The sequence below is a fragment of the Dysgonomonas sp. UBA7710 genome (genome assembly GCF_002482385.1).
In the GTDB taxonomy this organism is placed as follows: Bacteria; Bacteroidota; Bacteroidia; order Bacteroidales; family Dysgonomonadaceae; genus Dysgonomonas.
In genome coordinates this window covers 265,933-281,364 of the sequence record NZ_DLFW01000002.1, presented here as the reverse complement: position 1 = coordinate 281,364, position 15,432 = coordinate 265,933, and the positions used below count along the sequence as shown (strand labels likewise).

The following is a 15,432-nucleotide window of genomic DNA, read 5'->3' as shown; positions in this document are numbered from 1 at the left end:
TGTTAACTGATGACTGTTAACTGTTAACTGATATTTCTGTTACCTTTGTTACTTTTTTATTTAATCCTAATGCATGAAGGAATCGCACGGAGTTTTATAACCCTACATCATCAGTACATTAACTCCTGCAACTTTGGCAAGCCTTTTGCTGTAAATAAAATACATAATTAGACAAAGGCAGATCAAGCGATAAGGATTTGCCGTATATCTTTTTATAATAAACTGTGAATAAAATAGATACTAAAATATGAAAGAGGAATTTACCGAAAAGGAGTTTGATAACGGACAGTCTGCAGAGGCTGATAATATGACAAATAATCAGCCTGAAGAAACGGCAGAAGCAGAAACAAGTGACAATCTGACTGACTGGGAGGCCAAATATAATGAATTGAACGATTCATATTTGCGCCTGAATGCAGAATTCGATAATTACCGTAAACGTACCTTGAAGGAAAAGGCTGAATTATTGAAATCAGGCAGTGAACGCGTATTAATTGACATAATATCCGTTGTGGATGACTTTGAGCGTGCTTTGGAAAATGTATCCAAAACAGAAGATATAGAAGCAGTGAAAGAAGGAGTAGATCTGATTTACAGTAAATTTATCACCTTCCTGACAAGACACGGTGTAAAAGAAATAGAAACAATCGGGCACACTTTCGATACCGACAAACATGAAGCTATTACAACCGTTCCTGCACAGTCGGAAGATGATAAGGACAAGATTGTAGACAGTGTTCAGAGAGGATACACGCTGGATGATAAAGTTATCCGTTATCCGAAAGTAATCGTTGCAAAATAAAAAAGAAGGCATTCCAATGGCAACCACAACAAAAAGAGACTATTACGAAGTACTGGAAGTTACCAAGACCGCAACTTTCGAAGAGATAAAAAAAGCTTACCGCAAAAAAGCAATTCAGTTCCATCCCGATAAAAATCCGGGCAACAGCGAGGCTGAAGAAAAGTTTAAGGAAGCGGCAGAAGCGTATGAGATACTAAGCGACGAGCAAAAACGTGCCAAATACGACAGATACGGGCATGAAGCTCCGGGCGGATTCGGCGGACATTCGGGCGGATTCTCCATGGACGACATTTTCTCTCAGTTCGGCGATATCTTCGGAGGTCATTTTGGTGGAGGTTTTGGAGGCTTTGGAGGACAACGAGGTCCAAGGCAAAACCGTGGTTCGGATTTGCGCGTAAAAGTTAAACTGACATTAAAAGATATAGCCCAGGGGGTTGAGAAAAAAATAAAGGTAAACAAATTCGTTGCCTGCTCACATTGTAGAGGCACAGGTGCGGATGGTGGCACAGCATACGAAACCTGCCCTACCTGTAAAGGTTCGGGAGTAGTAACCCGTGTAATGAACACCATTCTGGGACAGATGCAAACACAAACGACTTGCCCTACCTGTAACGGAGAGGGTAAAAGTATTACCAAAAAGTGTAATCATTGCGCAGGAGAAGGTATTGTTCGCGAAGAAGAAGTAATCTCCATCAATATACCTGCCGGAGTTGCCGAAGGAATGCAACTCTCGATGAGTGGCAAAGGAAACGCAGCACGTCACGGTGGTATAAACGGTGACTTACTGATCCTTGTAGAAGAAGAGCAACATCCGGAACTGTTCCGAGACGACAACGATGTTGTTTATAACCTATTGCTATCCGTGTCTACTGCCGCATTAGGAGGTAATGTAGTAGTACCGACAATAGACGGAAAAGTAAAAGTGACGATAGAGCCGGGAACACAGCCCGGTAAAGTGCTTCGCCTGAAAAATAAAGGATTACCGAGCATCAACAGGTATGGCACAGGAGACCTGCTTATAAACATAAGCATATATATCCCTGAAAACCTTAGTGATAGTGAGAAATCGACATTAAGCGGACTCGAAAACTCTCCAAATTTTCAGCCTAGCAAATCAGTAAAAGAGAAGATATTCAATCATTTCAGAAAGATGTTCGATTGATAAAAAATCTGAAAGCAGTCGATAAGAGACTGCTTTTTTGTTGATAATATCCTGTAAAACTATAACTTTGAGAATCTAAATACGGGAGATCATGAAAATAAAGGAAATCTTACATACCATAGAACAACTCGCCCCGATACCATTGCAAGAAAGCTTTGATAACAGCGGTATCCAAATCGGAGATGTAAATCAGGAGGCCAAAGGTGCCGTAGTATGCATTGATGTAACTGAAGCTGTAATGGATGAAGCCATCGCTCTAGGCTGTAATCTTATTATCTCACACCACCCCCTCGCCTTCCGCAGTTTCAAATCGCTGACAGGAAAAAATTATGTAGAACGTTGTATGATAAAAGCCTGCAAGCACGATATCGTAGTCTACGCGGCACATACCAATCTGGACAATGCTGCACAGGGGATCAACCATTATCTGGCAGAAATGCTTAACCTGCAACACGTGCGGATTCTCGACCCACAAAAAGGCAAGTTACTCAAACTGGTGACTTTCGTACCTCATTCGCATGCCGAACTGGTACGCAATACTTTATTTAATGTAGGGGCAGGAAATATAGGGAATTACGATTCATGCAGTTATAATGTATCAGGAGAAGGAACTTTCAAAGCCGGAGAGAACACCAATCCCTTCACAGGAGAGATAGGAGAACTGCATACCGAGCCGGAAGTAAGAATTGAAATAATCCTTCCCATATATAAGCAATCGGAAGTAAAACGCGCACTGATAGCAGTGCACCCGTATGAAGAGCCTGCATATGATTTCTATTTATTAGAGAATACATGGTCGCAGGCAGGAAGCGGGATAGTAGGCACATTGCCCGAAGAGACAGAAGAGGAAGATTTCCTTTACCTGTTGAAAGATACATTCCACCTGAAGACAATACAGCATTCCGCCTTAAGGGGGAAGCCTGTAAGAGATATAGCCATCTGTAGCGGAAGCGGATCGTTCCTGATACCGAAAGCGATATCGTATAGTGCCGATGTATTTATTACAGGTGAGGCTAAGTATAACGATTATTATGATGTGGAAGATAAGATTCTGCTGGCAACAGTAGGACACTACGAATCCGAAATTTTCACAAAGAATATATTTTTCGATATTATCTCAAAAAAATATCCTACCTTTGCGGTATATATGTCAGGATTTGATGTAAATCCTGTGAACTATTTGTAAATGAGCGGTGATATACTCCTGCTATTTACGGATGATGTAGTAAGAGAATAGCCGGATGCTGTTTGATTACTGCATTTTTTTATGATAATCATCATCAATTATAACTTATATATTATATAAACCTATGGCTAAAAAGCAAGAAAAAGAGATCACTGTAGAGGAAAAGCTAAAGACGCTTTATGCCCTGCAACAGAAATTATCCGAAATAGATAATATAAAGATCCTTCGCGGTGAACTTCCGTTGGAAGTAGCAGACCTCGAAGATGAAATCATCGGTCTGGAAACCCGTATCAAAAAATACGAGACTGAATTGAAAGAAGCAGAGACCGCAGTTTCTTTTCAAAAGCAAAAAGCAAAAGACAGCACACTGAAGATTGAAAAATACAAAGAGCAATTGGACAATGTGCGTAATAACCGCGAATTTGACCACCTGAGCAAAGAAATCGAATTTGAAACACTGGAAATCGAATTATCAGAAAAACGCATTCGTGAATTTACTCAGGATTCCAAGAATCTGACAGAGCAGGTAGAAAAGAGCAAAACTTTCCTACAGGAGCGCTCTGCCGATCTGGGACAGAAGAAAGAAGAACTTGACAATATCGTATCCGAGACTAAACAACAGGAAGAACAACTCCGTGAAGAGGTTAAGGAAATAGAGACAGAAGTTGAACCTCGCCTGTTGCAAGCATTCAAGCGTATTCGTAAAAGTGCACGCAACGGTCTGGCTGTAGTATGTATCGAGCGTGGTGCTTGCGGAGGTTGTTTCAATAAAATACCACCTCAAAAACAAATGGATATTAAGATAGGTAAGAAAATCATCGTATGCGAATATTGCGGACGTATTATGATTGACCCTGAACTAATTGGAGCTGCGGAATAAATACAGGCTATTAAAAATAACTGATATAAACAAAAAATCGGAAAGGTTAAATGTAACTTTTCCGATTTTTTTTATCTATATATTGTGAACTTTGCTTTTTATATCGTGTTATATATTTTATAGTTCAAATTTTAAAACGGAAAACTTTTTCTCAAAACAAAAATATTATATCATTAATAATCAATATATTGAATTTAATTTTGGAAAACTTTTATTTTTGTTTAAAAAATATTGTTACAAAATTTGTTTCATCTTTCTGAATTGAGTAATATTGTACTGTGAAAAATATCGCAGACTTTTCGTCATAAAACAAGGACTGAAATAATCTAAAAAATATAAGACAAATGGCACAAAAGGTTTATACTTTTGATGAGGCATACAACGCCGCATTAAATTATTTTAATGGTGATGAACTCGCTGCAAAAGTATGGGTAAATAAGTATGCATTAAAAGATGCTGCAGGTAATATCTATGAGCAATCGCCTGAAGACATGCACTGGCGCTTGGCGAATGAGATTGGACGCATAGAGGCTAAATATGAAAAGGGTTTGACAAATAAAGAATTGTATGATCTCTTCGATCATTTCAAATACATCGTACCTCAGGGCAGCCCTATGACCGGTATCGGGAATGACTTTCAGATAGCTTCTTTATCAAACTGCTTTGTCATAGGCTTGAACGGCCCTTCGGACTCTTACGGAGCTATTATCCGTATCGATGAAGAGCAGGTGCAACTGATGAAACGCCGTGGAGGTGTAGGCCATGACTTGTCACATATCCGCCCAAAAGGTTCTCCTGTAAAAAACTCGGCTTTGACCTCTACCGGACTAGTGCCATTTATGGAAAGGTATTCAAACTCGACCCGTGAAGTTGCTCAGGATGGACGCCGTGGTGCCCTTATGTTGAGCGTATCAATCAAGCACCCCGATTCGGAATCGTTTATAGATGCCAAAATGACCGAAGGAAAGGTTACAGGAGCAAACGTTTCGGTAAGGATAGATGATGCTTTCATGCAGGCCGTTGTAGACGGATCTAAATATACACAGCAATATCCTATCGACTCATCGAATCCGACTACAGTAAAAGATATTCAGGCTACGGAACTTTGGAGAAAAATAGTACATAATGCATGGAAATCAGCCGAGCCGGGAGTTCTTTTCTGGGATACTATTATTAAAGAGTCTGTCCCTGACTGTTATGCAGACCTCGGATTCAAAACTATTTCGACTAATCCTTGCGGCGAAATACCTCTTTGTCCGTACGACAGTTGCCGCCTCTTAGCTATCAATCTATATTCATATGTGGTGAACCCGTTCAAAGACAATGCCTACTTCGACTTCGAACTATTTTCGAAACACGTTGGACTGGCTCAACGTATTATGGATGATATCATTGACCTCGAAACCGAAAAGATCGACAAAATATTACAGAAAATAGATGACGATCCGGAAACAGACGAAGTAAGATGGCCTGAAAGACATCTTTGGGAGAAAATCCGCACAAAAACCCTTCAGGGACGTCGTACCGGAGTAGGTATCACAGCCGAAGGTGATATGATTGCTGCTATGGGACTCCGCTATGGCACAGAAGAAGCGACTGCTTTTGCTGAAGAAGTGCACCGTGTTCTGGCTGTTGCAGCCTATCGTTCATCTGTAGAACTGGCTAAAGAGCGCGGAGCATTTGAGATATTTGATTTCAAACGTGAAAAAGAAAATCCGTTTATCAACCGTTTGGCAGAAGTTGATCCACAGCTAATCAAAGACATGGAGAAACACGGACGCCGTAATATAGCCTGCCTTACAGTTGCTCCAACCGGAACCACCAGCTTGATGACACAGTCTACATCAGGTATTGAGCCGGTATTTATGCCGGTATATAAACGTCGTCGTAAAGTAAATCCGAATGATAAGGATGTACGTGTTGACTTCGTTGACGAAAATGGCGACTCATGGGAAGAATACATCGTATTCCATCATAAGTTTGTAACATGGATGGAAAGCAAGGGCTATCCTACATCTAAAAAATATACGAATGAAGAGGTGGAGACTATGGTAGCTGAATCGCCGTATTATAAAGCAACCTCAAACGATGTTGACTGGCTGCAAAAGGTGAAAATGCAAGGCCGTATTCAAAGATGGGTCGATCACTCCATTAGTGTAACGATAAATCTTCCATCCGATGTATCGGAAGACCTTGTAAACGATTTATATATCGAAGCATGGAAAAGTGGATGTAAGGGTTGTACCGTTTACCGTGACGGTTCGCGCGCCGGAGTATTGGTTGCTGCTGACAATAAAAAACAAGCAGAAGAGAATTGTGAAGACTGCTACGAACGTCCGGAAATCCTTCAGGAGCGCCCTCGTGAACTTGCTGCTGATGTTATCAAATTCCAGAACAATAAAGAAAAATGGATTGCGTTCATCGGGTTACACAACGGACGCCCATACGAGATATTCACCGGGTTGTCGGATGATGATGAAGGTCTGATGCTACCTAAGAATATTAATCACGGAACCATTATCAAGACATTAAATGATGAAGGAAGCCGTTCTTATGACTTTCAGTTCAAGAATAAGAGAGGATACAAAACCACAATCGAGGGATTGAACGGCAAATTCAACCCTGAGTTTTGGAACTATGCCAAACTTATTTCCGGTGTACTTCGCTATGGTATGCCTATCGATCAGGTTGTGAAACTGGTACAAGGACTGGAACTGAACAGCGAAACAATCAACACATGGAAAAATGGAGTTGAACGTGCCCTCAAGAAATACCTGCCTAGCGAAACCGAAGCTAAAGGCCAGAAATGCCCTGTGTGCGGACTGGAAACTTTAGTATATCAGGAAGGCTGTATGAAATGTACAAACTGTGGTGCATCCAAATGTGGATAAGCAACTCATATGAGATATAACAAAATGCCCTGTTCTCTGAGAGAGCGGGGTATTTTTATATGACGACTCTCCAATACCTTTGAAGGATTTACTATTCGAATCTTAATGATTTAGCCGGATAGATCTTAGCTATCAGATAAGATGGCCCTATCATGGCTACGATGGAAAGGATCAATGTACCGGTATTAATCAATAAGATATATAAGATATTGATATCTACCGGCATTTCGGAGACATAGTATGTCTCAGGATCCAGCTTTATCAGGCCGAAATTCTTCTGAATCACCAATATTACAATAGCAATAACATTCCCCCAAAACATGCCCTTCAGAATGAGGAATGAGGAAACATACAGAAAAGTCTTGCGAATGCTTAGATTACGTGCACCGAGGGTTTTCAGCATACCTATCATATTAGTCCGCTCAAGGATTATAATAAGCAATCCCGATATCATGGTAAAAACTGATATAGCAAACATAAGTATAATGATAACCACGACATTCATATCCAGCAGTTCGAGCCAGTTGAATATCATCGGATTCAATTCCTTGATAGAGCGGGTAAGGAAAGTATTGTCTTTGTGGTCGCGATAGGTCATCATATCTACAAATACACGCTGTTGGATTTCATCCAGCCTATCATAGTCATTTACAAGCAATTCGATGCCACTAACCTCATCATCATCCCAGTCATTCAGCCTTTTGATAAGATTAATATCCGTTACTACAAACAGTTTATCGTAGTCTTCGAAGTTTGTACTATATATACCTGTTATGTAGAACTTGCGGAAACGGACATTCTCCCCTACGAAATAGCAAAGGAAACTGTCTCCGGTCTTCAGATTTAACCTGCTTGCAATATTCTTGGACAGAATTGCCTGATTGGCATGGGCCGTATCATCCGGATTGATTACCGTACCGGCAATCATATTTTGTTTAAAGAAATCCCAATTATAATCTGCACCGACTCCTTTCAAAACCACACCCTGAAAGGCACTATCAGTTTTAATTATACCCGGCTTTGTGGCAAAGACCTCCACATGCTTAACCCCTTCTGTACTTTCAAGCTGGCTTATCAGGTCAGGGCTGACGCATACGGGCTGCGTTTCATAAGTACTGTTATTTGCCAGGTTGGTGATTTGTATATGGGAACCAAAGCCAACAACTTTGTTGCGCACTTCTTTTTTGAAACCCACAACGATAGATAGAGCCAGTATCATAGCCGCCAAACCTATTGCCACTCCGGCAACAGCGATTTTAATGGCAGGAGATGAAGCCCGCTTCTCTCCTTTTTCTCCATTAAAATGGATACGTTTTGCTATAAATAGTTCTAAATTCAAAATCAGTTATCGGTCAACAGTTATCAGTTATCAGCAAGAACCACTTATAACTTATAACTCATAATTCATAATTAAAATAAGAATCCCTGCTCGCTTTCCCTTTTCCGTCCCAAATGCTTGTAGGCTAATTCGGTGACTTCACGCCCGCGGGGTGTACGTTTCATAAATCCTTCTTTGATAAGGAACGGCTCATAGACCTCTTCTATTGTACCACCGTCTTCACCTAAAGCCGTTGCAATAGTAGAGATACCGACAGGCCCTCCCTTAAATTTATCGATAAGGATCAGAAGAATCTTGTTATCTATCTCATCCAACCCGTATTTGTCTATATTAAGAGCTTCCAGCGAATAGGCCGCAATGGCTTTATCTATCTTGCCGGAACCTTTTACCTGCGCAAAATCACGTACCCGGCGCAACAACGCGTTCGCGATACGGGGAGTGCCCCTGCTGCGGGAAGCTATCTCTACCGCGGCTTCTTTAGAGGTAGGTACATCAAGTATATTAGCCGAACGCAGGATAATATTCGTCAGTGTCTCTATATCGTAATACTCCAGATGCATATTGATACCGAAACGGGCGCGCAATGGACTTGTAAGCAAACCGCTCCGCGTAGTGGCGCCAATAAGTGTAAACGGATTCAGATCTATTTGTATAGAGCGCGCGCTAGGACCTTTATCTATCATAATATCGATACGGTAGTCTTCCATCGCGCTATAGAGGTATTCTTCCACAACAGGCGATAAACGGTGTATCTCGTCTATAAAAAGTACGTCGTTTGGCTCAAGAGAAGTCAGTAGTCCTGCTAAATCTCCGGGTTTATCCAATACAGGGCCCGAAGTTATTTTAAACCCCACTCCCAACTCATTTGCTATGATATTCGACAGTGTGGTCTTACCTAGTCCGGGCGGACCATGCAAGAGGGTATGATCCAGTGATTCTCCCCGCATTTTGGCTGCTGTGACAAAAACCTGCAAATTCTCCACTACCTTGCTTTGTCCACTGAAACTATTAAAGGTAAGTGGGCGCAAGGCATTTTCAAACTCCTTTTCGCTGTCGTTTATATTTCCTCGGTGTATGTCGAATGTTTCTTCCATATGTTCGGATGCAAATTTACATCAATATATTTAATTTACACACACTTTTCAGTTAACAGTTAACAATCCATAGCTTGTAAAAACTTCGCGCCTTTGCGTCTTTGCGTGAAATAAAATAGAGTATCTTGTAACCCCTAACTGTTAAAAGGTAACAAAGGCAACAGATATATCAGTTAACAGTTAGCAGTCAACAATATTTCACGCAGAGACGCTAAGGCGCAAAAGGTAACAAAGGTTACACTTTTTTACTTATTACTTTTTACCCTCTCTGTAAGTCCGCATTGGGGGATTGAGGGGGCCATTTCAATATTTCAAAGAGCTAAAAGCTAACAACTAAAAACTATCAGCCATATACATAGATAAACTTTTACAAAAAAACAAAAGAGACAGATATTATTATGGGATATAACCATAATATATTTCCTTTGCAATTAATTCATTATAAATGAACAATTATGTTAGATAAATTACAGTATTGGGATGAAGAACTTTTTCTATTCCTTAATAGCAAACATGCTGACTGGCTCGACCCTATCATGCTCTTTCTCAGTTCCTACACAAACTGGTTTTTGGCCTGTCTGGCCATGTCCGCCCTTATCTACTTCAAAGCGGACGTATGGAAGAAAACAGGAGTATTCTTTTTTCTCCTATCCACCGGAGCCAGTGCGTTGCTTACAAACATAATAAAACTGATTATAGAACGGCCCCGCCCGATACATAACGAATTATGGGAGGGCACAATTCACGCAATAGAAAAGTATAGCAGTAGTTTTAGTTTCTTTTCGTCCCATTCGGCTACCACTTTTACGATGGCTGTATTTTTCCTGCTCTTCTTCCGAAAGAAAAGACTCTATGGTTATATTGCCGTTTTATGGGCAGCGGTGGTTGCATATAGCCGGATTTACGTGGCCAAACATTACCCGTTCGACGTAATGATAGGAATTATATTCGGAATAATGACAGGAATAGCGGGTTACATACTTTTCCAAAGGTTCAAAAAGAAAAAGGAACTATTAAAGCCCTAGCCACTTCCCTGCTTTCTTTCTCTCCAGAAGCGAATATACTTTCAGGCAAAAAGGAAACGCCCTGCCGATGGGATACAATAAACGGAATAAGATGGATGGATAAACATTCTTCTTCCCTTTCTCAATACCTTTTATATACTTCCTTGCAACTGTCTTCGCATCTTGCACAGGAAAGGGAAGAGGTGTACCTTCTTCACCTGTAGCCTTATCAAAAAAGGCTGTGCGGGTAGCTACGGGATAAACCGCAGTCAATTGGAGGTTATCCGCTTTCTCATACCTGTAGGTCTGTACAAAATGATGCAGCGCGGCCTTTGTAGAACAATAGAGCGAATAGGCCGGTAAGGAAACCAATCCCGCCCCAGAAATAGTACAGGCAAAAGCTACGGACCTGTTCTTACTGATAGCGACGAGTTTTTCCAATGAGTAAACCGGAGAGAATACATTCAGATCGTAGATTTTTCTGATATGCTGCCAATCGGGAGCTTCCAGCCTTTCGAGATATGCAAACCCTGCATTGGCTATAAAAATATCAATATGTCCGAATATCTGCTGTGCATAACTAAAAACCTTATCTATACCTTCTGAAGAGCTGACATCGGCAGAAAATGGATATACTACACCTTCTGCCCCGGATATATTATCTATATGACGGGCTACAGCAAGAATCTTCACTCCGTTGTAAGAAGCAAGAATATCAAGCATCTCTCGGCCTATACCGGAAGAAGCTCCTGTAAGTATGATATGTTTGCCTCTGAGGTTCATAAGGTCAGGTCCTTATTTTGTCAAAGCCTTCACCGTAAACACCCCGTACCGTACTTTGGGATATAAATGCTTTTTCATCTATGCTCTTTATCAGGCGGAACATTTCTACAGCCTCAGTTCTTTTAGCCAGTACAATAATCACTTTGGTAGGTTTCTTCGAATACCAGCCTGTGCCATCCAAGACCGTACATCCCCTATTCAATTCCTGATTTATCGCGGTAGCTATTATTTCATACTTTTCAGAAAAGATGAGCACCTGCACCGACTGCCGGAAACCATTGATAACCATATCGATGCAATACGTCATTACACCCATCACTATCAGGGCGTAAACGATCTTCTGGTAATCGTAAAATAGAAAGTATGAAGAAGAGATGATAATAAAGTCGCAAAGGAGCATCCCCCTGCCAAAAGCAATATTCTTATACTTATTTATCAGTGCCACTACAATGTCTGTCCCTCCGGTACTACCGTTAGCGCTGAAAACAAGGCCTATACCCGTTCCGCACATCATTCCCCCTATTACTCCCGACAGAAGAGGCTCATTTTTGACAATAGGTTCGGTTATGTATGTCTGGCAAAGAGTAAGCAGGAATGTAAGCACAATAACTCCATAAATGGTCTTTATCATAAACTTGAAGCCTAAAAGCTTCAAGGCTACCAATAACAGGGCACAGTTTGTGAAGAAATATGTATATTGAAGCGGTATTCCCGATGCATATTCCACAAGAAGGGCTATACCTGTAAGCCCCCCTGTAACAATCCCGACCGGTTTTATAAATCCGATAAGCCCAACTGCATAAAGCGCAAGGCCAAAGAATATAGATACATAATCTTTCCAGTAAAACTCTTTCAAATATCTTTTCGGCATAGCTTCTAAGGTCACGGACCTATTTATTATTTTATTAAGTTTAAATACAACAAGTAATTAGACTAAAAAAACATATCATAAAATGCTTTCTTCTACTTATATTTCTGAAAGCATTCACATGTCTTTATAACACAACGTTAATCATTTTCTTAGGTACAAAAATGATTTTCTTAGGAGTTTTACCCTCAAGCCATTTTTTTGCAAGTTCATGCTTCAATACGGTTTCTTCTACATCAGCCTGAACCGCGTCGGCCGGGAATTCTATATCGAAACGTACTTTACCATTGAACGCCACCCCATAACGGAACGAATCTTCGGCCAGATATTCTTCTTTAAATGCCGGCCATTCGGCATCGAAGATAGTAGTTGTGTTACCTAAAGCACGCCAAAGTTCCTCCGCAACAAACGGTGCAAATGGCGCAAGAACGACAAGAAACTCTTGTAAAACCGCTCTCTTGCTACATTTAGCGGCAGTCAGTTCATTTACACAGATCATAAAGGCGGCAACAGATGTATTGAATGAGAATGTCTCTATATCGCCCGAAACTTTCTTTATCAGCTTATGCAATGATTTTAATTCTTCCTTTGTCGGTTCCCCGTCCGTTACCACAAAATCATCTCCTTTGTAGAACAGGCTCCATGTTTTGCGCAAGAAACGGTGCACCCCGTCAATACCGTTCATATCCCAAGGTTTGGATTGCTCTAATGGCCCCAAAAACATTTCATACATGCGAAGGGTATCCGCACCATATTTTTCAGCAACATCATCCGGATTTACCACATTGTGATATCTTTTTCCCATCTTTTCAATAGTCCATCCGCATATATATTTACCATCTTCAAAGATGAACTCGGCATCTGCATACTCAGGACGCCATGCTCTGAATGCATCTATATCCAGAATATCATTACTTACAATGTTTACATCCACATGGATTTCTGTTGTTTCATACTGATCTTTCAAATTCACGGATACAAATTTATTAGTCCCGTTTATACGATATACAAGACTGCTACGTCCCTGTATCATTCCCTGATTGATAAGCTTTTTGAACGGCTCTTCTTCACACGAAACTTCTATATCATATAGGAACTTATCCCAGAAACGGCTGTATATAAGGTGGCCTGTAGCATGCTCGGTTCCCCCGATATACAAGTCGACATTGCGCCAGTATTCATCTTTTTCTTTCGATACCAATTCCGTCGGATTATACGGGTCCATATATTGCAGATAATAGGCGGACGAACCGGCAAAGCCCGGCATGGTATTCAACTCAAGCGGGAATATAGTCTTATTATCTATTTTCGATGTTTCTACCACCACATTGTTTACTGTATCCCAAGCCCATTTTGTTGCGCGTCCTAACGGTGGTTCACCCGTTTCGGTCGGCAGATACTTATCCACTTCCGGCAATTCCAAAGGCAACTTATCTATTGGAAGCATGTATGGCAAGCCGTTTTTATAATAAACAGGGAATGGTTCCCCCCAATAACGCTGACGTGAGAAAATAGCATCGCGTAAACGATAATTTACTTTTATACGTCCCAGCTTATGTTCTTTGATATATTCACGGGCTTTTTCGATAGCATCTTTTACAGTCAGGCCATCCAGGAAACCGGAATTCATCATGATACCCTCTTTGGCATCGAAACTTTCTTCCGATACATCACAACCTTCTATCAACGGAATGATAGGTAATCCAAAATGCTTCGCAAAAGCATGGTCACGGCTATCGTGTCCGGGTACTGCCATAATAGCGCCCGTTCCGTATCCGGCAAGTACATAATCCGATATCCAGATAGGAATTTCTTTGCCGTTCAGCGGATTTATAGCATATGATCCAGTAAATACGCCGGATACCTTTTTATCCATCAGGCGGTCACGTTCTGTACGGCGTTTTGTAGCCTGAATATAAGCGTCAACTTCTGCTTTTTGTTCCGGCTTTGTGACTTGAGATACATAATCGCTCTCAGGAGCAAGCACCATAAAGGTAACCCCGAAGATCGTATCGGCACGGGTGGTGAAGATGGCCACCTCCCCTAAATCCCCTCCAAAAGAGGGGACTTGGGCGTCGCAATACGATTTTATTTTCTGCAAAACTTCTTCGATATTACCAATAACTTCTTCATTAGAGAAGCGAAGAACTTCATATCCAAGACTTTTCAAAATATCGCTTCTTTGCTGGTCAGCCTGCATTTGTTCATCACTTTCATGATATTTCCCATCTACTTCTACGATTACAGATTTTTCGAAACAAACAAAATCTACAATAAAGCGGTCTATGAGATGCTGTCTTCTAAATTTATATCCGATGTTTTTATTCCGCAACATCTGCCATAAGGCATTTTCAGCCACTGTAGACTCTTTACGGTTTTTACGCGCATTATCTATATTTGTATTCCAATCCAATTTATTTGTAGTGTAATTGGGTGGTGTAGCGCTCCCCCCTCTTTTGGAGGGGGCCAGGGGGAGGTGGATCTCTGCTCCTTCGCTCCGTCCAATCCAGTTGCGCTGGGTTTCCTTGATGGATTCACTCCAGTCTATCTTGTCCAAACCATCAAGCAGGCGTTGAGCATAAGCCGATACACGCAAGCTCCACTGGCGCATCAATCGCTGTTCGACAGGATATCCGCCACGCTCCGACAATCCGTTGATGACCTCATCGTTAGCCAATACGGTACCTAAAGCCTGACACCAGTTCACTTTGGTTTCGCTGCGATACGCTATGCGGTAGTTAAGTAATATTTCTTGTTTTTTCTCGTCGGAATATGCTTTCCATTCATCCGCGGTAAATTGCAATTCTTCACTGCAAGCTATGTTCAGACCGTTCGTGCCCACTTGCTCAAAGGCAGCGATCAGTTCAGCGATCGGACGGGCCTGATCTTCATCATAGCAATAATAGCTGTTGAACATCTGGATAAATGCCCATTGCGTCCATTTATAATATCTGGGATCGCATGTCTGAATTTCACGGCTCCAGTCGAAGGAGAAGCCTATCTTATCCAGTTGTTCCCGATAGCGGTTTATATTCTGCGCTGTGGTAACAGCCGGATGCTGACCTGTCTGGATGGCATATTGCTCGGCAGGAAGCCCATAGGCATCATAGCCCATCGGATGAAGGACATTGAAGCCTTTCAAACGTTTATATCGGGAGAAAATATCAGAGGCGATATAGCCCAGTGGATGGCCGACATGCAAGCCTGCTCCTGACGGATAAGGAAACATATCGAGTACATAATATTTTGGTTTGTTCTTATCTTCCGTTACTTTGTAAGTTTTGTGGTCGATCCAATACTGGTGCCAACGTTTTTCAATCTCTTTAAAATTGTATTCCATAACCGGGTTTTTATTGCGATTTTTATTGGCGCAAAGATAGTTATTTCTTTACATTAATACGAATTAAGGACTGCGCTTTCTTG

The 15,432-nt window shown here is 41.3% G+C and carries 11 protein-coding genes; 6 read left to right on the top strand and 5 right to left on the bottom strand.

Annotation, left to right across the window (positions count from 1 at the left end):
* Positions 1-247: 247 nt before the first annotated feature.
* The 5 genes from B3317_RS01520 (at position 248) to B3317_RS01500 (ending at position 6,921) form a co-directional block, all read left to right on the top strand.
* Entirely contained in the window at positions 248-802 is a 555-nt protein-coding gene (locus B3317_RS01520; protein ID WP_291107827.1) for a nucleotide exchange factor GrpE, read from the top strand.
* A gap of 16 nt (positions 803-818) precedes the next feature.
* Positions 819-1,964, top strand: coding sequence for a molecular chaperone DnaJ (gene dnaJ / locus B3317_RS01515; protein WP_291107824.1), 1,146 nt, complete (start codon positions 819-821; stop codon positions 1,962-1,964).
* Positions 1,965-2,055: 91 nt separating this feature from the next.
* The gene (locus tag B3317_RS01510) at positions 2,056-3,150 is read left to right on the top strand and encodes a Nif3-like dinuclear metal center hexameric protein (RefSeq protein ID WP_414647411.1); all 1,095 of its coding nucleotides are present in this window, start codon (positions 2,056-2,058) and stop codon (positions 3,148-3,150) included.
* A 124-nt stretch (positions 3,151-3,274) separates the two neighbouring features.
* Entirely contained in the window at positions 3,275-4,030 is a 756-nt protein-coding gene (locus B3317_RS01505) for a zinc ribbon domain-containing protein (protein ID WP_291107821.1), read from the top strand.
* A gap of 344 nt (positions 4,031-4,374) precedes the next feature.
* Positions 4,375-6,921 (top strand): adenosylcobalamin-dependent ribonucleoside-diphosphate reductase, encoded by a 2,547-nt coding sequence (locus tag B3317_RS01500; protein WP_291107817.1) that lies wholly within the window; start codon positions 4,375-4,377, stop codon positions 6,919-6,921.
* 91 nt (positions 6,922-7,012) lie between these two features.
* On the opposite strand, the gene B3317_RS01495 is transcribed toward B3317_RS01500, so the two are convergent.
* Both B3317_RS01495 and ruvB read right to left on the bottom strand, forming a co-directional pair.
* Positions 7,013-8,260 carry an ABC transporter permease gene (locus B3317_RS01495; RefSeq protein WP_291107815.1) on the bottom strand — a complete coding sequence of 416 codons (1,248 nt, stop codon included), beginning with the start codon at positions 8,258-8,260 and terminating at the stop codon, positions 7,013-7,015.
* Positions 8,261-8,331: 71 nt separating this feature from the next.
* Complete coding sequence (gene ruvB, locus B3317_RS01490) at positions 8,332-9,354, bottom strand: Holliday junction branch migration DNA helicase RuvB (RefSeq protein ID WP_006798653.1); 1,023 nt, start codon at positions 9,352-9,354, stop codon at positions 8,332-8,334.
* 455 nt (positions 9,355-9,809) lie between these two features.
* On the opposite strand from ruvB, the gene B3317_RS01485 reads away from it, so the two are divergent.
* Positions 9,810-10,379, top strand: a complete 570-nt coding sequence (locus tag B3317_RS01485; RefSeq protein WP_291107810.1) for a phosphatase PAP2 family protein — start codon at positions 9,810-9,812, stop codon at positions 10,377-10,379.
* On the opposite strand, the gene B3317_RS01480 is transcribed toward B3317_RS01485, so the two are convergent.
* From B3317_RS01480 to B3317_RS01470, 3 genes are all read right to left on the bottom strand, one after another.
* Positions 10,368-11,141, bottom strand: a complete 774-nt coding sequence (locus tag B3317_RS01480) for an SDR family NAD(P)-dependent oxidoreductase (RefSeq protein WP_291107807.1) — start codon at positions 11,139-11,141, stop codon at positions 10,368-10,370. The genes B3317_RS01485 and B3317_RS01480 overlap by 12 nt on opposite strands.
* Before the next feature lie 4 nt (positions 11,142-11,145).
* A complete protein-coding gene (locus B3317_RS01475; RefSeq protein WP_291107804.1) occupies positions 11,146-12,012 on the bottom strand; it encodes a YitT family protein in 867 nt (288 codons plus the stop codon).
* Between the two features lie 124 nt (positions 12,013-12,136).
* Positions 12,137-15,349: a leucine--tRNA ligase gene (locus tag B3317_RS01470; protein WP_291107802.1), complete on the bottom strand. Its 3,213-nt coding sequence runs from the start codon at positions 15,347-15,349 to the stop codon at positions 12,137-12,139.
* Positions 15,350-15,432 lie beyond the last annotated feature (83 nt).